20 protein-coding genes and 1 tRNA gene are annotated in these 24,692 nt (G+C 61.8%); 4 read left to right on the top strand and 17 right to left on the bottom strand.

The window, feature by feature from the left end; translation table 11 throughout:
• Positions 1–101: 101 nt before the first annotated feature.
• The 6 genes from QTL94_RS02510 to osmF form a co-directional block, all read right to left on the bottom strand.
• Entirely contained in the window at positions 102–2,552 is a 2,451-nt protein-coding gene (locus QTL94_RS02510; RefSeq protein WP_289800483.1) for a glycoside hydrolase family 2 protein, read from the bottom strand.
• A gap of 12 nt (positions 2,553–2,564) precedes the next feature.
• Entirely contained in the window at positions 2,565–2,960 is a 396-nt protein-coding gene (locus QTL94_RS02505) for a VOC family protein (RefSeq protein ID WP_289800482.1), read from the bottom strand.
• A gap of 47 nt (positions 2,961–3,007) precedes the next feature.
• Positions 3,008–3,757 (bottom strand): ABC transporter permease, encoded by a 750-nt coding sequence (locus QTL94_RS02500; RefSeq protein WP_113520314.1) that lies wholly within the window; start codon positions 3,755–3,757, stop codon positions 3,008–3,010.
• Entirely contained in the window at positions 3,754–4,698 is a 945-nt protein-coding gene (locus tag QTL94_RS02495; RefSeq protein ID WP_289800481.1) for an ABC transporter ATP-binding protein, read from the bottom strand. Before QTL94_RS02495 ends, QTL94_RS02500 begins: the two co-directional genes overlap by 4 nt.
• Positions 4,695–5,861, bottom strand: a complete 1,167-nt coding sequence (locus QTL94_RS02490; protein WP_289800480.1) for an ABC transporter permease — start codon at positions 5,859–5,861, stop codon at positions 4,695–4,697. The genes QTL94_RS02495 and QTL94_RS02490 overlap by 4 nt, the downstream gene beginning before the upstream one ends.
• Before the next feature lie 62 nt (positions 5,862–5,923).
• Positions 5,924–6,832: a glycine betaine ABC transporter substrate-binding protein OsmF gene (gene osmF / locus QTL94_RS02485; protein ID WP_065689369.1), complete on the bottom strand. Its 909-nt coding sequence runs from the start codon at positions 6,830–6,832 to the stop codon at positions 5,924–5,926.
• A gap of 420 nt (positions 6,833–7,252) precedes the next feature.
• On the opposite strand from osmF, the gene QTL94_RS02480 reads away from it, so the two are divergent.
• The gene (locus QTL94_RS02480) at positions 7,253–8,452 is read left to right on the top strand and encodes a LysR family transcriptional regulator (protein ID WP_289800479.1); all 1,200 of its coding nucleotides are present in this window, start codon (positions 7,253–7,255) and stop codon (positions 8,450–8,452) included.
• Positions 8,453–8,484: 32 nt separating this feature from the next.
• A complete protein-coding gene (locus tag QTL94_RS02475) occupies positions 8,485–9,207 on the top strand; it encodes a copper homeostasis protein CutC (protein WP_289800478.1) in 723 nt (240 codons plus the stop codon).
• Here the strand turns inward: QTL94_RS02475 and QTL94_RS02470 are convergent.
• From QTL94_RS02470 to QTL94_RS02440, 7 genes are all read right to left on the bottom strand, one after another.
• Positions 9,204–10,220 carry a zinc-binding alcohol dehydrogenase family protein gene (locus QTL94_RS02470; protein WP_289800477.1) on the bottom strand — a complete coding sequence of 339 codons (1,017 nt, stop codon included), beginning with the start codon at positions 10,218–10,220 and terminating at the stop codon, positions 9,204–9,206. The two genes, QTL94_RS02475 and QTL94_RS02470, sit on opposite strands and share 4 nt — an antisense overlap.
• 61 nt (positions 10,221–10,281) lie before the next feature.
• Complete coding sequence (locus QTL94_RS02465; protein ID WP_065689373.1) at positions 10,282–11,256, bottom strand: ABC transporter permease; 975 nt, start codon at positions 11,254–11,256, stop codon at positions 10,282–10,284.
• Positions 11,257–11,280: 24 nt separating this feature from the next.
• Entirely contained in the window at positions 11,281–12,831 is a 1,551-nt protein-coding gene (locus QTL94_RS02460; RefSeq protein ID WP_065689374.1) for a sugar ABC transporter ATP-binding protein, read from the bottom strand.
• 119 nt (positions 12,832–12,950) lie between these two features.
• On the bottom strand, positions 12,951–13,937 hold the full coding sequence (locus tag QTL94_RS02455) for an ABC transporter substrate-binding protein (protein WP_065689375.1): 987 nt from the start codon (positions 13,935–13,937) through the stop codon (positions 12,951–12,953).
• Between the two features lie 348 nt (positions 13,938–14,285).
• On the bottom strand, positions 14,286–14,732 hold the full coding sequence (locus tag QTL94_RS02450; RefSeq protein WP_289800476.1) for an RbsD/FucU family protein: 447 nt from the start codon (positions 14,730–14,732) through the stop codon (positions 14,286–14,288).
• An 11-nt stretch (positions 14,733–14,743) separates the two neighbouring features.
• Positions 14,744–15,763, bottom strand: a complete 1,020-nt coding sequence (locus QTL94_RS02445) for an aldo/keto reductase (RefSeq protein ID WP_289800475.1) — start codon at positions 15,761–15,763, stop codon at positions 14,744–14,746.
• 33 nt (positions 15,764–15,796) lie between these two features.
• Entirely contained in the window at positions 15,797–17,299 is a 1,503-nt protein-coding gene (locus QTL94_RS02440) for a UxaA family hydrolase (RefSeq protein ID WP_289800474.1), read from the bottom strand.
• A gap of 239 nt (positions 17,300–17,538) precedes the next feature.
• Here QTL94_RS02440 and QTL94_RS02435 point away from each other — a divergent pair, with 239 nt between their 5' ends.
• Positions 17,539–18,441: a GntR family transcriptional regulator gene (locus QTL94_RS02435; RefSeq protein ID WP_289800473.1), complete on the top strand. Its 903-nt coding sequence runs from the start codon at positions 17,539–17,541 to the stop codon at positions 18,439–18,441.
• Positions 18,442–18,447: 6 nt separating this feature from the next.
• Here QTL94_RS02435 and QTL94_RS02430 read toward each other — a convergent pair whose 3' ends face one another.
• Together QTL94_RS02430 and QTL94_RS02425 are read right to left on the bottom strand one after the other, a co-directional pair.
• Positions 18,448–21,588 carry an efflux RND transporter permease subunit gene (locus QTL94_RS02430; RefSeq protein ID WP_289800472.1) on the bottom strand — a complete coding sequence of 1,047 codons (3,141 nt, stop codon included), beginning with the start codon at positions 21,586–21,588 and terminating at the stop codon, positions 18,448–18,450.
• A gap of 3 nt (positions 21,589–21,591) precedes the next feature.
• Entirely contained in the window at positions 21,592–22,737 is a 1,146-nt protein-coding gene (locus tag QTL94_RS02425) for an efflux RND transporter periplasmic adaptor subunit (protein WP_289800471.1), read from the bottom strand.
• A gap of 323 nt (positions 22,738–23,060) precedes the next feature.
• Between QTL94_RS02425 and QTL94_RS02420 the strand changes: the two genes are divergently transcribed.
• On the top strand, positions 23,061–23,201 hold the full coding sequence (locus tag QTL94_RS02420) for a hypothetical protein (RefSeq protein WP_198928647.1): 141 nt from the start codon (positions 23,061–23,063) through the stop codon (positions 23,199–23,201).
• A gap of 88 nt (positions 23,202–23,289) precedes the next feature.
• Here QTL94_RS02420 and QTL94_RS02415 read toward each other — a convergent pair.
• Both QTL94_RS02415 and QTL94_RS02410 read right to left on the bottom strand, forming a co-directional pair.
• Positions 23,290–23,365 (bottom strand) — tRNA-Thr (locus tag QTL94_RS02415).
• Positions 23,366–23,496: 131 nt separating this feature from the next.
• Positions 23,497–24,456, bottom strand: a complete 960-nt coding sequence (locus QTL94_RS02410; protein ID WP_289800470.1) for an NAD(P)H-dependent flavin oxidoreductase — start codon at positions 24,454–24,456, stop codon at positions 23,497–23,499.
• Positions 24,457–24,692 lie beyond the last annotated feature (236 nt).

The raw sequence follows: 24,692 nt of genomic DNA, 5'->3' as shown, positions 1-24,692 counted from the left end.
CGGGCCCCAGTAGCAGCTTCAGTCTTAAGCCATCAGCAACAGGATCGACCCCTATCGACCCATTTTTGGGGTCAATCGGGCTTCAGAGGAAGGACTTGCCCTCAGCCTTTCGTGACGAGGTCGTTGGCGCACCGCAGTATGGTTCCGGGCGTGATATCCGCGGCCGAGAGGCTCCTTGCCGTAGTGACCCGGAACAGATGGCTTTCGCCCGGCAGCAACGTGACCAGCATCGAATCCACGACGGCATCAGGATCGAGACGGTCCACCATCAGGCAAAGGTCCTTCAGGAAGGACACCGCCGTCACCGCAATATCGCAACCCTCACGAGTTTTGCTCACGGAAACCGTAAACTCGGGCTTGGGCAGCTTGAGATCGATATCCTCGACGAAGTAATGGAACGCGCGCCGGTCCAGCATCTGCACCACGACAACTTCGTCGCGGCTGTTGTCCGGCGTCGCGATATCGCCTGGGAGCGGAAACGCCTTTGCCTCGAAGCGGTCGCAGAGAAGCCGCCAGAACTCGAACTCCGCAAGGACCGTGCCATCGAGTTTCAGCCGCTGGCCACTGATCTTGGCACGCCAGAACAGCGTCCGTTCGTTGACCGCCACGGCAGAAAGGCCGTTGTCGCGCGGCTGGATCGTCAGGAGCCGCGGGTCGAATGCCTGTTGCATGGCATACCACAGCGGCTTTCGCCGGCCGGCTGAATCGAGCGCCGCCCAGGACGTCACCGGCCAGCAATCGTTGAACTGCCAGACGATCGCACCCTTGCACACCGCCCGATGCGAGCGCATGTGCTCGATGGCAAAGCGGATCGCCCGCGCCTGGTTGAGCTGCGTGGCGAAATGCCAGTCGTCCATGGTCGTTGGTTCGGGCAGATGTCCGCTGAGCCCACGGATCAGCTTGTCGTTGCCCTGCGTGGCCTTCTGGTGGTGGAACACGCCGTTCGAAACAGGTGTCAGCGGCGCATCGTGCACGCTCTCCTCGAGCGTCGCCCAGTTCGGCGGCGCCTGCCAGCCGAATTCCGAGCAGAAGCGCGGGATATAGTTGCGATAGACCTCGTAGCCGACGTCGTTCCAAACATCCCAGATATGCTTGCACCCATGCTCATCGGCATTGGGCGCGATCTCCATGGTCCCGGAATAGGGGCTGCCGGGATAGTAGGGGCGCGCCGGGTCGAGTTCCGCGCAGAGTTTCGGCAGCAGATCGAGGTAATAGCCGAGACCCCAGCTCTCGCCATCCTTGATGATCGGCCGCCAGCCCCACTCGTCAAAGCCCCAGATGTTCTCGTTGTTGCCGTTCCAGACGATGAGCGACGGATGCGGCATCAGCCGCACGACGTTGTCGCGTACCTCCGCCTCGACCTCGCCGCGCAGCGGCTCCTCTTCAGGATAGGCCGCGCAGGCAAAGAGGAAGTCCTGCCAGACCAGCATGCCGGCGCGATCGCACTCTTCGTAGAATTCGTCACGTTCGAAGATCCCGCCGCCCCAGACGCGCAGCAGGTTGATATTGGCAGCCTTTGCCTCCTCGATGCGGGACACATAGCGTTCCGCGGTCACCCGAGAGGGGAAGCAGTCATCGGGAATCCAGTTGGCGCCGCAGAGGAACAGCGGTACATCGTTGATGACGAAGGTAAACGCCGAGCCGTGCTCATCCGGGGCGGTGTCGAGGCGGACCGAGCGAAAGCCGATCTCTTTCGAATAGCGATCACGTAAGTCGTTGCTGACGGCATCGCGCAGCTCGATATCCAGCGTGTAGAGCGGTTGCGCGCCGAGATGGTGCGGCCACCAGATTTGCGGCGAGGGGACCCGCAGCTCGAAACTGATCTCGTCCGTCCCTGCGATTTCGATGGCTTGGCTGATCCCGGCGATACCGGCCGTGATCCGGCATCCGGCAGTCGCATCCTGCCGCGCGATCTTTGCATGAACGGAAACCACGCCATCGCCGCCGGCAAGCGTGGCCGAAACACGCGTTTCCGCCAGCCGGGTTCGCGCCCAGCTTTCCAGCCGCACCGGTTTCCAGATGCCCGCCGTTACCAGCGTCGGGCCCCAGTCCCAGCCGAAGTTGCACGCCATCTTGCGCATCAGATTTCCGGGGCCGGGGTAGTTGTTGGGCCGATAACCGTAGTGCTCCTCCATCTCGGCGCCATAGGCATAGGCAGAGCGGAAGGTGACGCTGAGCTCGTTCGCGCCGGCCTTCAGCCGGTTCGACACGTCGAACCGATAGCTGCGGTGCATGTTGTAGGTGCGACCGATCTCCTCGCCATTGAGCGAGATGGTTGCGATGGTATCAAGCCCGTCGAAAACCAGTTCTTGTATCCGGTCGGGATCGGGCGACGCTTCGAAACTGCAGCGATAGGTCCAGTCTTCACGCCCGACCCAGTCGTTGGTGATCTCGTTGACGTCGATATAGGGATCGGGGATCAGGCGGTGTGCGAGAAGGTCGAGGTGCACGCAGCCGGGAACGGCCGCGGCAATGCTAGAGGGAAGATCAGGCCTTCCTGCAACGTTACAGATAAGGGTCCAGCCGCTGTTCAGGTCAGTCTTTTCGATCATCGTGTAAGCTCTTTAGAGGTAGCGGCCGTGGCGCTGCAGGACTTCGATCTTGTAACCATCAGGATCGGTGATGAAGAAGAACAGCGCGAGCAATTTGCCGTCGCGATTGAGTTCGACCAGCTTGCCTGGATTGAGGCCCGCCTCGGTCAGCCGCTGATGCTCGACGGCGACTTCCTCAACCGATACCGCCAGGTGGCCATAGCCGTCCCCAAGGACGTAGGGCTCGACCCGGCCTTTGTTGACCGTCAGCTCCAGCTCGAACCCGGTCTCGCGGTTGCTGAGATAGATCAGCGTGAAGGTCTCGAAGTCGATGCGGTCGGCGATCTCCAGACCGAGAACCTTGCCGTAGAACTCGACCGAACGCGCCTCATCGAGAACGCGGATCATGGAGTGGATCATCTTGGCCAAGGTTGCCTCCCATTGCCGATATCACGGCAGCCTTGGTAGCCGCACGCTCACGCCGCGCGCAAGCCCATTCTTCGCGTAATCGTGCTTTCGATCAGACCCATCGCGTCGTAGATCAGCACCGCCATCAGGCCGACGATCAGGCCTCCCTGCAGGATGAAGGCGGTATTGTCGGAAATCAGTCCGGCGATGATCACCTCGCCGAGACCTTTGGCCGCAACGGTCGAGCCGATCGTCGCCGTGCCGATGTTGATGACCGTTGCAACCTTCAGCCCCTCGAGGATCAGCGGTAATGCCAACGGCAGCTCGACGCGAAACAGCCGCTGCGTCGCGTTCATCCCCATGCCATCGGCGGCATCGAGCACCGATGGGGAAACCTGCCGCAGGCCTGAAACAGTATTCTCGAAGATTGGCAACAGGCCGTAGAGAAACAGCGCAATCAGCGTCGGCGCGGCGCCGAAGCCCGTGGCGGGAACGGCAAGCGCGAGGACCGCGACGGGCGGAAAGGTCTGGCCGGCATTGGCGATCGCGCGCGATAGCGGCAGGAAGTCCTCGCCGCTTTTCCGGGTCACGAAGATGCCGCCGAGAATGGCGAGCACGGCGCTGCCTGCGATGGAGATCGCGACGAGATAGAGATGCGCCGCGGCAAGCGCCGGCAGGCTGTTCTGCGCGTAGACCGCAGGCGCGTTGTTGCTGGTCAGCGGCACAAGCAGGAATGAAAGCCACTCTGTCCTGAAGAGCAGGATCAAGAGCACCACAAGCGCCGTCACACGGAAGAGATTGGCGACGATCAGCTTCATGCCTTGCGGCCCAGTTCCAGCAGCCGCGCCATCGAGATCGAACCGACGGGCGTCTTCTCAGTGTTCTGGACGGCGGCTTCGTCCACGCCTTGCCAGATCATTTCCGCCAGCGCATCGCGCAGGCTGAGCGATTGCTGGAGTGCATAGGGCAGGTCGCTTTTCGCCGGTTCCATGCTGTCCTTCAGCGATAGCAGCGACATCAGTTTCAGCGCCCGATCCGAGGTGCCCGTCAGCTGCTGCACGAAGGGATCGGCCGGCTCGGTGAGGATTTTCTCTGGCGTCGAACATTGCAGGAGCTTGCCCTCGCTCATCACCGCAATCTGGTTGCCGAGATGGAACGCCTCGTCCATGTCGTGGGTCACGAGAATGACGGTGGTGCCGAACTGTTTCTGGATGGCCAGAAGATCATCCTGCGCCTTGCCGCGAATGACGGGATCGAGCGCGCCGAATGGTTCGTCCATCAAGAGCAGCTCCGGTTCCGCCGCCAGCGCGCGTGCCACGCCGACACGCTGCTGCTGGCCGCCGGAGAGCTGATGCGGGTATTTGTCGGCGAAGGTCGCGGGGTCGAGGTTGAACAGGCCCAGCAATTCGGTGACCCGGTTGTTGGTCTTTGTCGTATCCCAGCCGAGAAGCTGCGGCACGGTTGCGATGTTCTGCGCCACCGTCCGATGTGGGAAAAGACCGTGGCCCTGGATGGCATAGCCGATCTTGCGGCGCAGCTCCGTCACCGGGACGTCCATGACGTTCTGACCGTTGACGAAAATCTGGCCCTCGGTGATCGGCACCAGCCTGTTGATCATGCGCATCAGCGTGGACTTGCCTGAACCGGAAGTGCCGACGATGACGGTGATCGAGCCCTTCTCGACGCTCATCGAGACGTTGCCGACGACGGTTGCCTCGCCGTAGCGCTTGGTGACGTTGCGGATCTCGATCATGCTCATGCGGCGGTTCCCCGTATGCTGTCGATGACCGCATCGAGGATGACGGCCGAGGAAAAGGCGAAGAAGACTGTCGGCACGGCGCCGAGCAATACAAGGTCCATGGCCGTCTGGCCGAGGCCCTGGAAGATGAAGATACCGAAGCCGCCGCCGCCGATCAGCGCCGCGACCGTGACAAGGCCGATCGCCTGCACGAGCACGATGCGGATGCCGGTCAGGATGACAGGGAAGGCAAGCGGCAAGTCGATCCGTGTCAGCACCTGCCGGCGCGTCAGGCCCATGCCGGCCGCGACATCGCGTACCGACGGATCGACGCCTTGCAGGCCGACGACGGTATTGGCGACGATCGGCAGCAGCGAGTAGAGCACCAGGGCGATCAGCGCCGGCGCCGCGCCGATACCGCGGATGCCGATCGAGGCTGCGGCGGGCACATGCGTCGCGAGGTAGCCGAGCGGCAGCATCAGGATGCCGAAGAGTGCAAGGCTTGGGATCGTCTGGATCAGGCTCAAGCCCTGCAGCACTGCGGCGCGCAGCTTCGGAACCCAGAAGCAGAAGATGCCAAGAGGAAGTCCGATGACGATCGCGATGGCAAGCGAACCGAGCGCGAGGAGCAGGTGCGACAAGGCCTCCGTCCAGAACTGATCGGATCGCGTCGCAAATTCCTTCATGATCGAAAGGCTGTCGAGCAGGCCGGATGAGAGGAAGAGCCAGAGAAGGGCGGTATAGGCCGCCAACGCCGCGATCCGCATCCATGGCGTGAGTTTGATCTTCACCAGCGCATCCGAAACGATGAGGCCGATCACGGCGAAAAGCACCCAGAAACCGCCGCCAGGCGTCATGCGTGCGGCGTTGCTGCCGGGTGGCGTAAACGCAGTGGCGGCCAAGCCCATCGCCGCAAGCAAGGCGGCAAGGCACAGCGTTGCTGTGACAAGCCGTATGTATGCATTTTGCAGGAAGAAAGCCGCAAACGCCGTTGCAAGAAGCAGCAGGGTCAGGATGATGACGGATGGCTGATTGAGAAGCTGCGGCAGCAGCATCGCCTTGCCGGCCGCAATCCGGTTTGCCTTGACGTATATGAAGGGCAGAAGCGCCGTCGCAATGACGCCAACAACAACGAGAACCACGCCGAGTCGGTCCAGTTTGCGGACCGCTAAGGTTTCTTCCATCGATCCATCCCTGTCCGGAAAGAAAGGCTGCTCCGCCCCTCGCGAGGCGGAGCGTCCGTCTGTTACTTCAGGAAGCCTTTTTCTTTCAGGTAGCCTTCGGCAACCGACTTTGCCGGCTCGCCGTCAACCTGGATCTTGCCGTTCAGCTTGCGCAGCTCGTCGGCGGTCAGGCTTTTGAAGATCGGGGCAAGCACTTCCTCGATCTTCGGGTTGGCCTTCAGCACGTCTTCTCGGATGATCGGCGTCGGTGCGTAAACCTGCTGAACGCTCTTGTCGTCCTCGAGAACCGTGAGTTCCGCAGCCTGGATCGCACCGTCGGTGCCGTAGACCATGGCGGTGTTGGCGCCGTTGGTCTGGTCTGCTGCAGCCTTGATCGTAGCGGCCGTGTCACCGCCCGAAAGCACGATTTCCTGCTCCGGCTTGAGCGCGAAGCCATAGGTCGTCTGGAACGCAGGCAGTGCGCCGGCGGAGTTTACGAATTCAGCAGAGGCCACGAGCTTGGCAGCGCCGCCACCGGCAACCCATTTGCCGAAATCGGACATGGTCTTCAGGTTGTTCGGGCCGGCCACGTCGTTGCGCACGGCAATGGCCCATGTGTTGTTGGCAGGCGATGGCGCCAGCCAGACGATCTTGTTGGCATCATAGTCGAGCTTCTTGGCCAGCTCATAGCCCTGGTCGATGTTCTTCCACGCGGCATCATCGGCCTTGTTGAAGAAGAAGCCGGCATTGCCGGTGTATTCGGGATAGATGTCGATCTCGCCAGCAGTGATCGCCTTGCGCAGAACCGGCGTCGTGCCGAGCGCGACGCGATCCTGCGTCTTGATGCCGTTTGCATTGAGCGCGAGCACGATGACGTTGCCGAGCAGCGTGCCTTCGGTATCGATCTTCGACGAAACGACGACGTCTGCGGCATGAGCCGCGCCAACCGCGAAGGCGGAGAGCGAGGCGGCAAGTGCGAATGTCTTCAGCATGGAATGTCCCCTTGATTTACACCGTTAAATCTCGCGGGAAGCCCTGGCGGGGAGCCTCCCACGTATAAAATCGCCAGCGAGGGCAGCAAGCTGCAATCGCCCGGAAATACGTGCGTCATGGAAATAGCGTGCGCGCTCGAAAAATCGATGCAAGCCCCTCCAGTTTTGCGGTCGCGGCGAGATTATGGCTTCGAATGCAATCGCTTGCGCGCAATCGCATTCCGTTTTCCATCGCCGCCGCGATTTGTTTTTGTTCCCTTGCGTGTTTCCACGGTTGTCGGATGCTCTTTCGCGGCTGGCGTGCCGCTGTCCCGATCTATTCTTGACAAGAACGATAGCCTTCTCATTTCCCGGCAGGGATATCTTTTTTCGCGAACACACCATATCGTTCGGTTTTTCAGTCCGTTACGGGAGAATTGATTGCAGCTCGGCACCTTGTTCATCGCCAGCCACGTTTTGTCCTCCGGCTCGGTGCGCGAAACCGCGCGTCAGCTTTCGATGGCGGCGTCGACGGTGTCGGCGGCGATCCGCGGTCTGGAAACGGAGCTGGCTATCAAGCTCACGGAGCGCGGTTCCGGCGAGCTCGTTGTATTGCTCGCCAGTGGCAAGGTGCGGGACGGCTTGCAGCCGATCGTCCGTTCGGTCGAGCAGCTTTCGGAGTGGATCGGAAACGCCCAAAGCAATCCCGCCCGCATCGCCATCAAGATCGCGACCATGGAGCGTTTTCTCGAGGTGGCGGACCAGGGGAGCATAAACCGCGCGGCACGGCGGCTGAAACTCGGCCAGCCCCAGTTGTCACTGCAGATTGCGACGCTCGAGAAGCTGATCGGGCATCAGCTCTTTGCCCGTCAGGCTCAGGGCTCGACGCTGACCGACGAGGGACAGCGCGCCTACGCGATATTCTCCACCGTCGTCCAGGCGTGGAACGACCTCAAGTCGCAAGCTGATGAACGGTATCAGCGCAGCGCACGCGCGCTCAGGATCGGTTCGATCATTCCAACCGGTTCCGAAAGCTGGGTCGCCCGTTGCCTCGGGACCCTCGTCTCGCAATGGAACGCCAGCCGCAGCAAGAACGCGATTTCGCTGGTGCTGATGACAGCGGATGATCTTCGCGAAGCGCTGAAGTCCGGCCGCATCGATGTCGCCATTCTCGATTCCGTTTTCGGCCTGGAGCGCTTTCAGCACCGGGAACTCTTGCAAACCGACATGGTGATGATCGCTCCGCGGGCGAGCCGTGACACAACCGTGCGGGCACTCGTCGAAAACCACCCGATCTGCACCCCAAGTTCGCGCACCGGCCTCGGGCACGCCGTCATGGCGTTGAGCCACGAGCGCGCTGTCAATCGCCGGTTCCGCAATCAGGACATAACGGCTGCCGATTCTCTGCCGGTCATTGTCGATCTCGTTGCCAATCACGGCTACGTGTCGTTCCTCGGGCGTGTCAGCGCGCTGCCCATCGCCGACAGGGTTCGTCTCGTGGAGCTCGGTACCCATGTGGCGATGTCCTATTACGTCGCCTTCAATCACCGCAAAGCGGCAGCCGATGCCAGCGCCATGATCATCGAGACCGTGGCGGCAATTATCGGTGAGCCTGTCGCGCCGGCAGCGATGTTGGCTTAAGGAAGAACGTCGACGATAGGGGAGATTCGGAAGTGACAATCTTGCTGGAAGTGTGTGTGGACAGCCCGCGGGGCCTCGCCGCCGCAATCGAGGGCGGTGCTGATCGCATCGAGCTTTGCTCGGCGCTCGAAGTCGGCGGCCTCACGCCACTGGCCGGCCTGATGAAAGCGGCAGCCGCGGCGCCCATCCCCGTCTACGCGATGATCCGCCCACATGCCGGCCCGTTCATCTTCGATGCGGCGGACGAGGTGGCGATGATGGCGGATATCGACGCCGTCAGGGCGTTCGGCCTTGCCGGCGTCGTCATCGGCGCCAATCGGCCGGATGGGACGCTCGATATGCCGATGATCCATCGGCTGAAAGCCCACGCGGCCGGGCTCGGCTCGACCCTTCACCGGGCGTTCGATCTGGTGCCCGACCCGGACGCGGCACTGGAACAGGCCATCGAACTCGGCTGCGAACGCGTCCTGACGTCGGGCTGCATCCCCAAGGCGATTGATGGATTGGAAACGCTGGCCCGCCTTTCGAAAAAGGCGGCAGGCCGCATTTCGATCATGCCGGGCAGCGGCGTGCGACCGACGAACGCGGCCGAGATATTGCGTGCGACGGGCGCGCGGGAAATCCACGGCTCCTGCAGCTCTCCTGTTGCAAGCGTGGATCCGCGCGCGGTCGCCTTCGGCTTCGAGGCGTCGTCTGCTATCAGGACGGACGCCGCCGTGATTCGTCGGATGCGCCAGACGATCGACGCGCTCTAGGCGACCTTGATGACAGCCTTGATCAACCCGCTCTTCTCGTGCGCCCAGCGCGCGAGATCGCGCGGTGCGTTAGCGAGCGTCGTGCGGTGCGTGATCAGCTGATCGACCGGCACGAGGCCGCCCGCGATCGACGCCGCGACATGCTCGAAATCGACGCGCGTCGCATTGCGGCTGCCCACCACCATCATTTCCCGCTTGTGGAACTCGGGGTCGGAAAAGCGAATGTCGTCCTTGACGACGCTGACCAGAACCAGCGCCCCGCCATGCGCGACGAAGCTGAAGGCCTTCTCCATCGACGGGCCATAGCCGGTGGCATCGAAAACCACGTCGAAACCGTCACCGTCCGTCTTTGCCTTCACGGCATCGGCGGTGCCATCGTTTGCGACGATGCCTGAGGTGAAGCCGAAGCGTTCAGCAGCCATGTCGAGGCGCTCGGCGCTTGTATCTAGCAAGGTAACGTCATGCCCAGCGATCCGCGAGAAGACCGCAGCGCCGAGACCGATCGGGCCTGCGCCGATCACCAGCGCGCGCGAGCCTGCGGGCGCCATCGAGCGGCGGACGGCATGGGCGCCGATGGCCAGGAACTCGACCGTGGCTGCAGCCTCGAGGCTCAGCCCCTTTGCGGCATAAAGATTGCCGGCCGGAACTGTAATTTCCTCGCAGAAGGCGCCGTCGGTGTGCACACCCAGAACCTTGATGTTGGTGCAGCAGTTCGGCTTGCCCTGGCGGCAGGCGACGCAGGTTCCGCACGACAGGTAGGGATTGACGATGACGGGCGTGCCGACGGCCATGGCGACGCCTTCACCCGCCTCGACGACCGTTGCCGAGATCTCGTGCCCCATCACCCGAGGATATTCGAGGAACGGATGCTTGCCCTCGAAGATATGGTAGTCAGTGCCGCAGATACCGACATGGCTCACCGCAAGGCGTACCCAGCCGGCTTCAGGCGTGCCGGGGGAGGGGCGCTCGACCACTTCGAGGACGCCTGGTTGTTGGCAGAGCACGGCTTTCATGATGGTCTCGCATTCCTGAAATGCGGAAGCCGGTTCATGGACCGGCTTCCAAGGTAAGTGCTTACGAACCGCGGCGACGGCGCAGCTGGTCGAAGTAGACGATGACGATGATCAGCAGGCCGGTGATGATACGCTGCCAGAACGAGTTGACGTTGAGCAGGTTCGCACCGTTGTTGATGGTCGCCAGAATGAAGGCGCCGATCAGCGGGCCATGGACGGAGCCCACCGCGCCGAAGAGGCTGGTACCGCCGATAACCGATGAAGCGATCGCCTGCAATTCCCAACCGTCCGCCTGCGTCGCATTACCGATCGCGATACGCGAGGCAAGCAGCACGCCGACGAAGGCAGCGAAGGTCGCTGACAGGATGTAGGCCATGTAGATGATGGCATTGATCCGCACGCCGGAGAGGCGGGCCGCTTCGCTGTTGGAGCCGACGGCGAAGAGATAGCGACCCCAGCGGCTGAGATGCAGCAGCACATAGGATGGTATCGCCACGAGGATCACCATCCAGAAAAGGCTAGGTACTCCAAGGAAATCGGCGCGCGAGAAGTTGGAGAAGGCTTCGTTGGTGATGTTGATCGACGAGCCGTTGGTAATGAGGAGACCGAAGCCGCGCAGCGCCGTCAACGTCGCCAGCGTAATGATGAACGGCGGCAGGCCCATGTGCACGATGCCGAAGCCATGGAATGCGCCGATTGCCACGCCGAAGGCGAGCGTGAGGAGGATCGCGGCCCAGACGGGAACTCCGGCCTGCAGCAGCCACGCTATGATGACGCCTGCAAAGCCGACGATCGCGCCGACGGAGAGGTCGATGCCGGCAGTGATGATGACAAAGGTTTCACCAAGGGCGAGGATCGCTGTCATGGAGCCCTGGCGCAGCAGGTTGCTGATGTTCAGCGGCGTCCAGAAGCTGTTGGTCACGAGCCCGAGCGCGACCCAGAGTGCCACCAGCAGGCCGATCAGCGTGAGCCCGAACAGAATGTTTACTTTCCGGCGTTGCGTCGGCGCGGCGACTTCGGTGGGGGTTACGGTCATGGTCTCTCTCCCTCTTGTTATTTCTCAGACGCCGATCGCTTCGCTGAGGACTTGTTCATGTGACGCTGCATGGAACTTGTGACTTGCGACAAGTTTACCGGTCCGGAAGACATGCAGGTCGTCTGCCAGTTCGTAGACTTCGGGCAGGTAGGAGGAGATCAGGATGATGCCCGCCCCCTGTTTCAGAAGCCGTGCGAACAGCCTGTAGATTTCAGCCTTGGTGCCGACGTCGACGCCGACGGTCGGCTCGTCGAAGATGAAGAGCCGTGCGCCATGGCTCAGCCACTTGCCGATGACGACCTTCTGCTGGTTACCGCCCGACATGGCCGATACCAGCACGCGGCGGCTCGGCGTCTTGATCGACAGATCGCGGATCTGCTGATCTGCGTTCTTCGCCTCCTCGGCCAGGCTGATGACCGGCCCCTTGCTCAGTCGCTTGAACACCGGCAGGTTGATGTTGAGGCCGATCGGCAGATTGAGGCAAAGGCCCTGGTCGCGACGGCTTTCCGGCGCAAGCGCGATGCCCAGTTCCATCGCCGTGCGCTCGTTCTTGATATCGACCTTCTTGCCCATCCAGTGGATTTCGCCCGCCGTCGTCTTTTCGCGGCCGTAGAGGCCCAGCGCGAACTCGCTACGCCCGGCGCCGATGAGGCCGTAGAGCCCGACGATCTGTCCGGCCTTCACCGACAGCGAAATATCCTCGAAGCCCGGGCCGGAAAGCCCGCGTACGTCGACGATCGTCTCGCCGATGGCGATGTCTTCCTTATGGTAGATCTGTTCGATCGTGCGGTTGATCATCAGCGCGATCAGCTCGGCTTCGTTCGTTTCGCCGATCGGGCGGGTGCCCACATGCGTCCCGTCTCGCAGCACCGAAACCCGGTCGGCCAGCTCGAAGACTTCTTCCATGCGGTGGCTGATGTAGACGATCGTGACGCCTTCGCTCTGCAGTCGGCGGATCAGCTTGAAGAGCTGCGCCGATTCCTGGCGGGTGAGGTAGGCCGTGGGTTCGTCGAAAATCAGGAACTGCGTGCCGCGCATCGCCGCGCGAGCGGTTGCGACGAGCTGCTGCTGACCGATCGTGAGCTCGCTCAGCAGTGCGGCGGCCGGCAGGCCGAAGCCGAGATCATCGAGCACGGCCTGGGCCATGCTCACCATCTGTTTCTTGCGCATCAGGCCGAACTGCTTGACTTCATCGCCCAGGAACATGTTGGCGGCGACGGTCAGATGCGGGCAGAGCACGACTTCCTGGTGGACGGCGTTGATACCGCGCGCAATCGCCTCGTTCGGCGTGCCCAGCGCGACCGGCTGGCCACACCACAGAATCTCGCCCGCCGTGCGGTTGATGACACCCGTCAGCAATTTGATGAGCGTCGATTTCCCGGCGCCGTTCTCTCCGACGATCGCGTGGATCTCGCCAGCAAGGAAGGTGATCGTCGCCGGCTTGAGCGCCTGGACGAAGCCGTAATTCTTCTGTAATCCCTTGAGTTCGAGGATGGGCGAGCCCGCCGGAACGCGGTTTGCCTCTTTCAGCGTGGGGCTGTCATCATGGCGATGACTGATCTCTTCCAGGCTCATGGATATGTTCTCCTCCTCGCAAATTCCTGTCTCTGCCAGTCGTCCGCTCTCCCCGGCAGACGATACCACAGGCAAAGAAAAGGCCGCGCGGGATTCCTCGCGCGCGGCCCTGTCGAAGATTACTTGATCTTCGGGTTCAGCAGCGCGTCGATCTTCGGCTCGGCCATGTTGGCCTTGGTCACCAGGTTGGCGCCCGTATCGACGTTCTGTTCGACCTTCTCGCCCTTGGATACGGCAAGCGCGGTCTTCACGCCGTCGTAACCCATGCGGTAAGGATCCTGAACGACGAGGCCGGCCAGCGCGCCGTCCTTGAGGAAGCCGATCGTCTTGTCGTCGCTGTCGAAGCCGATGACCTTGACCTTGTCGCCGAGCTTGTTTTCAGCGATCGCCTGGCCAACGCCCTGCGCCATGATCAGGTTGGAGGCGAAGACGCCGACGAGATCAGGGTTGGCGGTGATGAGGTCGGTCATCATGTTCAGGCCGGTCGTTGCCTGGCCGTCTGCATACTTGTCGGCGATGACAGTCAGACCCGGATACTTGGTCTTGACCTGATCGAGGAAGCCTTCGCGGCGCTGTTCGAGCGAGCCTGCGCCCGGAAGAGCGGTGATGATGGCAACCTTGCCTTCATCCTTGCCGGTTGCTGCCTTGACAGCGGCTGCGAGGCCGTCTGCGGCGATGCGGCCGCCCTGGACGTTATCGGTGGTCAGGAACGACTTGAAGGCCTTGGAATCCGCACCCGAGTCGATGCCGATGATCGGAACGGACTTGGCGGCTTCGTCGATCGGCTTGCCGAGTGCCTTGAACTCGGTCGGCGAGATCACGATGGCCGCCGGCTTGCCGGCAACGGCGTTTTCAAGAATGCTGATCTGGCCGTTGACGTCGGTTTCGGCCTGCGCGCCGAGTTCCGGAACGTTGACGCCGAGATCCTTGCCAGCGGCGCGGGCGCCGGCCAGAACGATCTGCCAGTAGAAGGATGTCGTGTCCTTGACGATGATCGGGATCGTGACGTCAGCCGCAAAAGACGGCATCGGCATCGCGGTCGCGATCACCGCAGCGCCCGCAAGAGCGGTAAAGGCTCGGCGGGACAGGATGGATTTCATGCGCATGTGGGTTCTCCTCTCAGGTGCGTTCTCCTCCAGGAAATCTCTCGCGAACGCGGACGAGAGATTTTTATCGATAAAAAACATTTTCAAATTGGAAGCTAGCCGAGCCTTGGCCCAATTGCAAGTCTATGCGCTTAAGCCGTTTGGCGCGGTTTCAGTCATGCTTGGGAGTGCAACAGCAGCGACCGAGGCGCCGAACGCCACGATCAGACCTCCCTTATTTTGCCCTCTCTCGAACCGTCTCCTCCACGTTCGATCACAAGGCAGCTTTACGCCAGTGAATGAAATAACGGTTCCGTGTTAATGTCAATACGGAATGTATATTCCATTTCATCTCTCCGTGTCCTGAGGTTACCCCCAGAACACCTCACCCGGATGCACCACGCCCTTCTTCAGGATCAGGTTGCCGTACAGACGAAATTCCGTGGTCGCGACGATATAGGCCGCGGTCCGAGCCCGGTCGTAGAAAGCAAAGCGCTCGAGCGATGCGACGGCAAAATTGCCGGCGCGCGCCGAAACGATCGCCTGGAATTCGCTGCAGACCTCGGGCGTTGCCTCGGGATCGCCGACCACCTGCATGCGCCAGGCCGTTTCCGGCACGAAGGTATCGAGCGGCATGTGGGTCAGGATGGCTTCGGCCATGGCCGTTGCGCTGACACCATCGGCGCGGATCACTTCAGGCCCCATCGTGCTGGATGGGAAATTCGCATCGGCGATCACGATTTCGTCGCCGTGACCCATGCGCGCAATGGCGCGGAGCAGATCGGGGTTCAGGACGGGGTGGATTCCCTTGAGCATTCCTCAGTTCCTCATACGCGGACGGCTTCTGCGCCAAGTGGCGGGGCGACAAGCGTAAAGCTGTCGAATTCGGGGAAGATCGCCTCCGCCAGCGGCGGGTCGAAGAGTTCCATGTTGCGGTTCAGGCTGGATGCTTTCGCCGTGCCGATCAGAACGGAGGCGACAAGCGGGTCACGCAGCGCAAACTGCAATGCCGGTGCGGCCAGCGGGACACCGTGCTTCTTCGCAACCGCCTCCATGCCGGAAACCTTGGCGAGCACCTCCTCCGTTGCCGGCATGTAGTCGAAGTTCGAGCCGGGCACTGCCCCTGTCGCCAGGATGCCAGAATTGAAGACGCCTCCAACCACAAGCGAGGTTCCCTTTGCCCGGCAGAGCGGCAGAAGATCTGCGACGGCCGAACGATCGAGCAGCGTGTAGCGCCCTGCCATCAGGATGCAGTCGATATCGGCGTTGTGCATGACGTCGAGGCAGACCGGGACCTCGTTGACGCCAAGCCCGAAGGCCTTGATCGCTCCCGAAGACTTCAGCTCCTCGAGCGCCTTGATACCGCTATCCAGAAGCTGCCTGAGGTAGACGGCATTCTTGGCGGCGCCATGGGTGTAGCCGCCGATATCGTGGACATACAGCATATCGATGCGGTTCAGCCCCAGCCGGGCATAGCTGAATTCGACCGAGCGCATGATACCGTCATAGGAATAGTCGTAGTCCGCATCGAAGGAGAGCGGGTCCACGTAGCTGTAATCCGGCACGGTGCCGGTCGGCACGGGCCGCAGCAGGCGGCCGACCTTGGTCGACAGCACCCATTCCGCTTCCGGTTTGCTTCTCAGGAAATCGCCGACATAGCGCTCGGCCAGGCCGAGCCCGTACCACGGCGCCACATCGAAGTAACGAATGCCGGCATCCCACGCCGCATTGAGCGTCTCCATCGCCTGCTCACGGGGGCAGGCGCGATACAGGCCGCCAAGCGCGGCGGCGCCGAAGCTCACTTCGGTCACCTCCAGTCCGGTCTTGCCGATCCTCCTCGTCTTCATCATTCCTCCTCGGAAGATACGAATTAGCTTGATCTAGAGCGTTGCTCCGAGATGCCACGGCACGAATTCGTTATCGCCGTAGCCGAACTCTTCGCTCTTGGTTTTCTTGCCCGAAGCCGTGTCGATGATCAGGTCGAAGATCTCGCGGCCCTTGGCGCTGATCGTGGCGTCGCCGGTGGCGATGGTGCCGCAATCGATGTCCATGTCCTCCTCCATCGACGCGTAGAGTGCCGAGTTGCTCGACAGCTTGATCGACGGCGCCGGGCGACAGCCGAAGCAGCTGCCACGGCCGGTGGTGAAGGCGATCATGTTGGCGCCGCCGGCGACCTGGCCGGTTGCCGAAACCGGATCGTAGCCGGGCGTATCCATGAAAACGAGCCCCGGCGCGGTCACACGTTCGGCGTAGCCGTAAACAGCCGTCAGCGGCGAGCGCCCGCCCTTGGCGACTGCGCCGAGCGACTTTTCCAGGATCGTCGTGAGGCCGCCGCGCTTGTTGCCGGGGGAGGGGTTGTTGTCCAGCGAAGCGCCGTGCAGCGCCACATATTTCTCCCACCATGCGATCTTGTCGTCGAGCTTTCTGGCAACCTCGTCGCTGACAGCCCGGCTGCGCAACAGGTGCTCGGCGCCGTAGATCTCGGAGGTTTCCGACAGGATGGCTGTGCCGCCAGCCGCGGCCAGCAGGTCGGCCGCAACGCCGAGCGCCGGATTGGCGGTGATGCCGGAAAAGCCATCCGAGCCGCCGCATTGCAGGCCGATGATGATCTCGCTGATCGGCAGCGCCATGCGCCGCTCCTTGCCGACGTCGTCGGCGATTTCCTTGAGCATGCCCATCGCGCGCTCGACGGCGCGCCGCGAGCCGCCGGCATCCTGAATGTTGAAATGGCGCTTGGAGTTTCCGGCGCCGCTCTGGCCGTAGAGCGTCAGCTGGTTGACCTCGCAGCCGAGGCCGATCATCAGCACACCGCCGAAGTTAACGTGTCTGGTGTAGCCGGCCAGCGTCCGGTGCAGCACGGCCATGCCGTCGCCGGTGGAACTCATGCCGCAGCCCTGGTCGTGCACGATCGGCACGAAGCCGTCGATCCCTTCGTAGTGCGGCAGGATCGTACGGTTCGCCTGGTCTGCGATCGCGCGACAGACCGTGGTGGAACAGTTCACGCTCGCGATGATGCCGATGTAGTTGCGCGTCGCCGCGCGGCCGTCGGCGCGTCGATACCCCATGAAGGTCCGGGCACGGTCGGCAGCGCTTGCTTCCTCAGGGGCCGAATTCGCCGTCGCGGCAAGACGGTCGTTCTCGAAGTGCAGGTTGTGGCTATGAATGTGATCGCCAGCCTTGACGTCTGCGGTTGTGCGGCCGATCGCTTGGCCGTATTTCACCACGGGCTCGCCAAGCGCGATATCGGTCAGCGCGATCTTGTGGCCGGGGTCGATCTTCTCGCGGGTCTGGATGCCTGCGACTGTCTCACCGGCGGCGATCGCAGCCGTTGCGACAGCAACATTGTCGCCTGCAGACAGGATGATCCAGGGGTCTTTTCTCAACAAACTTCTCCCTAAGGAAACACTCGCTGCATCGGCGAATGCGCATTGATTTTGTTTTTTATCTACAATAAACATTTTCAAGTCAACGGGATTGTTGATCCTGTGGACGAGGGAGGCGAACAGCCGCACGCGATCCAAAATAAGATAAGGATTGCTGATAGATAAGCTTCTGCCATGCACCGAAGTCCGTTGGTCGCGGGCCTTCGGGCCATGTCGCAGCAGAACAAGGCAGGGTGCGCATGGCTAGGCAAAATACGGTCTTCAAGGAGGCGTACAATCGTTATGCCGCGGCGTTGCGTGCAGACGAAGCCTTGCCGTCGGAGCCGGAAATAGCCGCCCAGCTCGGTATCAGCCGCAGCACCGCACGCGCGATCCTCACTCGGCTCAGCGAGGAGGGGATCATCCGCTGGAACAAGCGGCAGAAAGTCGTTCTGCGTGCCCCGAGCGACGCGGATTTCTTTCCGTCCGAGGAAACGGATTCGCTTCACGACATCATCGAACGCAGCTTCATGCAGCGCATCCTGTCGGACGATGCGGCACCCGGGATGCAGATCAATGAGCTCGAGCTCGCCCGCGAGATCGGCACCGGCACCACAAGCGTGCGCGAGTTTCTCATCCGCTTTTCCCGTTTCGGGCTGATTGAAAAGCGTCCGAACAGCCACTGGATATTGAAGGGGTTCACTCGCGATTTCGCGCTTGAGCTCGCCGATGTGCGCGAGATGTTCGAGCTGCATTCGGCAGCCGAGTTCGGCAAGCTTTCCGCCGAGCATGACGCCTGGCGCGCGCTGGCGGAGATCAAGGCCGAGCATCAGGAAATATTGAAGGACCTCGACACGCGCTACAAGGAGTTCTCGGCCCTCGATGAGCGCTTCCACCTGCTGATCCATGGCGCGGCCAAGAACCGCTTCATCGCCGATTTCTACGACGCGATCGCCATCATCTTTCACTATCACTACCAGTGGAACAAGGCCTTCGCCCGGCAGCGCAACGAGCGGGCGATTCACGAGCATCTCGACTACATCGCCGCGCTGGAATCGCGCGACCCTGTCGCCATCGACTTTTCTTGCCGGCTGCATCTGCGGTCGGCGCGACAGACCTTGCTCCAGTCGCTTCCGCAGACAGGAGAGGGTGCTGCGGAATGAGTCCGTCTATTCCGTGACGGTCGGCTTGGCCGTGCGTCCGATGCTTTTTACCCTCTCCCGGGACCATTGGAAGATCACGTAGAGTACCGGGATCAAGAAGATCCCGACCATCGCCGCTCCCAGCATCCCGCCGAACACGGCAGTGCCGACGCCGCGGCGGCTGAGCATGCCCGCGCCCTCGGCGATCACCAGGGGAACGAGGCCGGCTATGAAGGCGAAACTGGTCATCATCACCGCTCTGAACCGTTCCTTTGCGCCTTCGACGGCCGCCTCGGAAATGCCCAGGCCATGCTTGCGCCGCTCCATCGCGAACTCGACGATCAGGATGCCGTTCTTGGCCGCTAGCGCGATCAGCACCACGAGTCCGATCTGGGCGTAGAGGTTGTTGTCGAGGCCAGCGATCTTCAGCGCGAGCATTGCGCCGGCAATCCCTGCCGTGACCGACAGCAGCACCGCGACGGGAATGCTCCAGCTCTCGTAAAGCCCGACCAGAAACAGGTAGGCGAAGAGCACCGCAAGGCCAAGGATGACGGTCGTCTTGCCGCTCGCCTCGATTTCCTGCAGGGCGGTTCCGGTCCATTCGTAGCTGTAGCCGGGTGGAAGCGTCTTGGCTGATACGGCATCCATCGCGGCAATCGCTTCACCCGAACTGCGGCCCGGTGCCGGACCGCCGTTGATCGTGGCGCTGGCATAGTTGTTGTAGCGAACGATCAGCTGCGGCCCGAGGATCAGGCGCGCCTGCGCAAACGCCCTGACCGGCACCATCTCGCCGCTGCTGTTGCGGACATTGATGCGATAGATGTCGTCGATGCGGGCGCGGGCCGATGCCTCGCCCTGGACGGTCACCTGCCAGGTGCGGCCGAACAGGTTGAAGTCGTTGACATAGGTGCTGCCGAGAACCGACTGGAGCGCATTGAACACGTCAGCGACCTGGACGCCGAGCGTCTGCACCTTTTCGCGATCGATATCGAGATAGAGCTGTGGCGTGTTGGCGCTGAAGGTCGTGTAGACGCGGTTGAGCACCGGATCCTGGTTGGCTGCGAAAACGAGGCCACGGGCCGCCTGGGCAACTTCCGTAGCACTTCCGCCGCTGAGACTGAGCAGCTGGTATTCAAAGCCGCTGCCCGTTCCCAGTCCGATGATCGGCGGCAGGTTATAGACGATGACATTGGCGCCTTGGATCGACTGCAACTGATTGGTGAGCTTGTTGATGAGGCCGTTGACCGACAGCGCCGGCGTCGTTCGTTCCGCGAAGGGCTTCAGCGTCATCACCAGCAGGGCCGAGTTGGATTTCACCTGGCCGTCGAGCAGGCTGTAGCCGACGACGGACATGACGCCCTGAATGCCTTCGGTCTTGCGAAGAATGTCTTCCACGCCCTTCGCGGCTGCATCCGTGCGGTTGACGGATGCGCCCTCCGGCAGAATGATTTCACCGAAGATGGCGCCCTGATCCTCTGACGGAAGAAAGCCGGTCGGCGTCGTCTTGAACAGCCAACCTGTCGCGACGGCAAGCCCGACCAAGAGGACCAGACCAAGCACCGCGAACCGTACGAGACGCTTGACGATGGACGCATAGCCATCGCGTGCGTGGTCGATGCCTCTCAATATGTACCCCATCGGGCCACGGCGCGGACCGTGATGCGCCTTCAGGAACACCGCGCACAGCGCCGGTGAGAGCGAGAGCGCGTTGATCGCGGAAATCACCATCGACACCGAGACGGCCACGGCGAACTGACGGAAGAGTTCGCCGGAAATCCCGGGAATGAACGCCACCGGCACGAAGACCGATAGCAGGACCAGGGTGATGGCAACGATCGGCGCGGTAATCTCGGCCATGGCGCGCCGCGCCGCCTCGGCCGCCGAGATGGTCGGATCCTTCTCGAGATGGGCCTCGACCGCTTCGACGACGACGATCGCGTCATCGACCACGATGCCGATTGCAAGAACCAGCGCCAGCAGCGAAACCGTGTTTGCAGAGAAGCCGAGGGCCATCATCACGGCAAATGTGCCGATCAGCGAAACTGGCACGGCGATGAGCGGGATCAACGTCGCGCGAACGCTGCCGAGGAAGATGAAGACGACGATGACGACGAGAACAAAGGCTTCCAGCAACGTCTTGACGACTTCGTGGATGCTTTCTTCGACGAACTTCGTGGTGTCATAGGTGATCTTGTAGCTCACGCCATCGGGAAACGACGGCTTGAGTTTCTCAAGCAGCTGGCCGATCGCCGCAGCCGTCGCGATGGCGTTGCCGCCGGGCGACTGGTAGATGCCGAGCACCGCTGCCGGTGTTCCATCCTGGCGGCCAATCTGCTCTGCTCCCTTCGGGGCAAGCTCGACACGCGCCACATCGCGGACCCGCACGAAGGAGCCGTCGGGCTCGGCGCGCAGCACGACAGCTCCGAATTCGTCGGTCGTGGTGAGCCGGCCCTTGGTCTGGATCGTCAGCTGGAATTGCTGGTCGGGCAGCGCCGGCTGCGAGCCTATGCGTCCGATCGCTGCCTGTATGTTCTGGCCCTTCAAGGCGGTGACGATATCATTCGGCGTCATGCCGTATTTGGTCAGGCGCTCCGGCGTGATCCAGATCCGCATGCTGTAGTCCCAGGGGGTCAGCAGAGAGACGTCGCCCACACCCTTGATCCGCTTCAGGCCGTCGATGATGTTGATCGTCGCGTAGTTCGAGAGGAACAGCTGGTCGTGCTCGCCCTTCTCCGAGGTCAGCGCGATCAGCTGCATCAGGGCCGAGGACTTTTTCTTGACGCTGATGCCCTGCGAGCGCGCCTCCTGCGGCAATTGCGCCTCGGCTAGGTTCACGCGGTTCTGCACGTTGACGGTATTGATGTCGGGATCGGTGCCCACGGCGAAGCTGACGGTCAGCGTGTAGCTGCCGTCATTGCCGCTGGTCGACTTCATGTAGATCATGTTGTCGACGCCGACGACGCGAGACTCGATCGGCTGCGCGATCGATTGCTGAACCACCTCCGCGCTAGCGCCCGGATAAGTGACCGTCACCGATACCTGCGGCGGTACGATGTCGGGAAACTGGGCAATGGGAATAAGCGTGAGGGCCACAAGGCCGGCTATGGTGATGACAAGCGAAATGACGACCGCAAGCCGTGGCCGATCGATGAAAATTCCCGAGAGCATGAGCTACGACCCCGATTTGGCTTCGGTCGGCGCGACGACCTGTCCCGGACGAACCTTCTGTATCCCTTCAGTGACGACCAGATCGCCAACCGCCAGACCCTTGGTGACGGTGGCGTCGGATCCCTCCATCCGCCCCGGCACGATATAGCGCACCTCGATCTTGTTTTCCTTGTTCACGACCAGCGTGAAAGGACCGCCCTGGTCGATCTGAATGGCCGATTGCGGCACCACCAGCGCCGATTCCGGCTTGTCGCCCTGAACGATGACGTTGACGAGCTGGCCGTCGATGAGGATGCGGTCGGGATTGGCAAACGTCGCCCGGACGGGGACCGCGTCTGTGCCCTGGTTGACGGTCACATCGACGAAATCGATCTTCCCCGGTTGCGAATAGCGGCTGCCATCGGCGAGCTCGACCAGAACCACGGCCGCATGGATCATGTCTCCGAGTTTGCCCGTACTGCCGAGTTTCTCCCGAATCCCGAGAATTTCCCGCTGCGATACGGAGAATGAGACATAGATTGGATCCTGGCTGACGACGGTCGCCAGCACGTTGCTGGATGGACCAATGAAATTGCCGACGGAGTATTGGGAGCGACCGATGCGCCCGGCAATGGGTGAGCGGATATCCGTGTAGCTGAGGTTCAGCTCGGCCTGGGTAAGCGCCGCCTTGAGCTGGTCAAGCTGTCCCACCGCCTGTTGTTGCTTGGCCCGCGCCAGATCCAGCTGCGACTGTGGTGCAGCACTCCGGCTGACCAGTTCGGTCTGTCGTTTGACCTCCACCTCGGCCAGCGTCAGCAGCGCCTGTGACGCTTCTATGTTCCCCTTGGCTTGGGCAACGGCCGCTTCATACTGGCCTTTTTCCATGACGAAGAGCAGGTCTCCGGCCTTCACGTCCTGCCCCTCGGTAAACAGCTTCTTTTCGAGGAACCCATCGACGCGGGCGCGCAGATCCACCTTGTCTATCGCTTCGACGCGGCCGGTGAAGGAAACGGAGGGGCGAATGTCCTTCTCCGTCACTTTCATCACTGTCACGTTGGGTGGCGGGGGCGCAGCCGTCCCGGCGTCCTGGCCGACCGCCCCTCTGGCGGTTGCAATCATGGCAAGGGCAAAAATAGCCAGAGCAAAGGTTCGAGCGACGCCATTCCCCATTGCTTCCTCCAAAATCAAGAGTTTAGCCAAGACTGTATTAGCTTGGTCTGTCTCGCGGCGACTGTCAATCGCTAGCTTTTCTCGCCTCATGGTCGCATCAAGGCGATCGTTCCGGCAGGATATGCGCGCCGATGGTGTTGTCGGGCGATGCAATCACTCGCCTTGGAAGATTTCGCAAAGGACCCGCCCGATGCCTTCGCCGGTGCCACTGCGAACTTCGCGCCCGTTGCTCAAAAAACCGCTTGCATTTGGATTCGTTTGGGCGGCCCCATAGGCTGCCGCCACCATCGTCGATGTGGCCCAACCAGGGAGGAGTCTTCAAAATGGCAAAGGGTCAAATCAGAGGAAATCGCGAAGTACGCAAACCCAAGAAGGACAAGGCGTCGGCAAAAACCGCGCCTCATCTCGGCGCACAGGTTCGCCACGCCGCCGGCTTCGCGCCAGCGGGAAAAGTCGCCAAGTAAGTGCTGGGTCCTACGCCCGCTGCGCACAGTGGCGGGCTGGCCCATGGCGCGCAACGATCAACCAGCGTTTTGATTTTGAAGTGGAGAATGGTGCCGCTTGCAGGACTCGAACCTGCGACCCCATCATTACGAATGATGTGCTCTACCACCTGAGCTAAAGCGGCAATCCCGAGGTGCCGAACGATGCGGCCCGCGATTTGCATGGCGCTGATACAAGCATTGGCTGGAGATTTCAAGCGCCCTGTTACGTGTTTGGCAAAAAAGAAGGACGCTGTGGAAATTCGTGCCGGTTTCGTCAGAGGGCCAGTCTGGCGCGGGCGGCCAGATACTGCTGCTCCAACCGGTCGACGAGCGTGCCGACCGACTCGATCGCCTTGATGGCGCCGATGCCTTGGCCGCTGCCCCAGATGTCCTTCCAGGCCTTGGCGCCGCCGACCGCCTGCTCGAAATCCATCTTCGAAGGATCTGCCTCAGGCAGGTTGTCCGGGTCGAGCCCGACGGCCTGGATGGAGGGCTTCAGATAGTTGCCATGCACGCCGGTGAAATAGTTCGAATAGACGATGTCGTTTGCAACGCCCTCGACGATCGCCTGCTTGTAGTCGTCGGAGGCGCGGGCCTCTTGCGTCGCGATGAACGGCGAGCCGATATAGGCCATGTCAGCGCCCATTGCCTGCGCCGCGAGAATGGCGCCGCCATTGGCGATCGCGCCGGCCAAAAGCAGCGGCCCGTCGAACCACTCGCGAATTTCCTGCACCAGCGCGAAGGGGGACAGCGTTCCGGCATGGCCGCCTGCGCCGGCGGCCACCGCGATCAGCCCGTCGGCACCCTTGCGGATGGCGGAGTTGGCATGACGGTTGTTGATCACGTCATGCAGGACGATGCCACCATAGGAATGCACGGCCGCGTTCACCTCGGGCACCGCGCCGAGCGAGGAGATGACGATCGGCACCTTGTATTTGACGCAAAGGCCGAGATCGTGCTCCAGCCGCTTGTTCGACATGTGAACGATCTGGTTGACCGCGAAGGGAGCGGCAGGTCGCTCCGGGTGCGCTGCGTTGTGCGCCGCCAGCTCTTCGGTGATCATCGCCAGCCATTCGTCCAGCTGGCTTGCCGGGCGCGCGTTGAGCGCCGGAAAGGCGCCGACGATCCCCGCCTTGCATTGGGCAAGCGTCAGATCAGGGTGTGATATGATGAACAGTGGCGATGCAACGACCGGCAGTCTGAGATTTTGCGTCAGGATCGGGGGCAGGGCCATGGGTCACCGTAGAAATTGACGTTTACGAAAACGTCAATTGAATAGCAGAGAGTTTCGCCGAGGAAAAGGCTGCTCTATCCGTTCGTCAAATATCGGCTATTGTTGTGTCCGGCGGTGCCGTCCTGCCGTTATCCCCTGCCTGCGCGTGGTTGAATGCGGTGCAAGGCTTGCGGTTTGTTGCGCTAGCGGTTACCGGATTTACCTATTGTTAAGGACTATGCCCAGTCTCAGAGTAA

It is taken from the genome of Rhizobium sp. S96 (assembly GCF_030382195.1).
Lineage (GTDB): Bacteria > Pseudomonadota > Alphaproteobacteria > Rhizobiales > Rhizobiaceae > Rhizobium.
The sequence above is the reverse complement of the archived record's forward strand: the minus strand, read 5'-3'. Positions and strand labels throughout refer to the sequence as shown.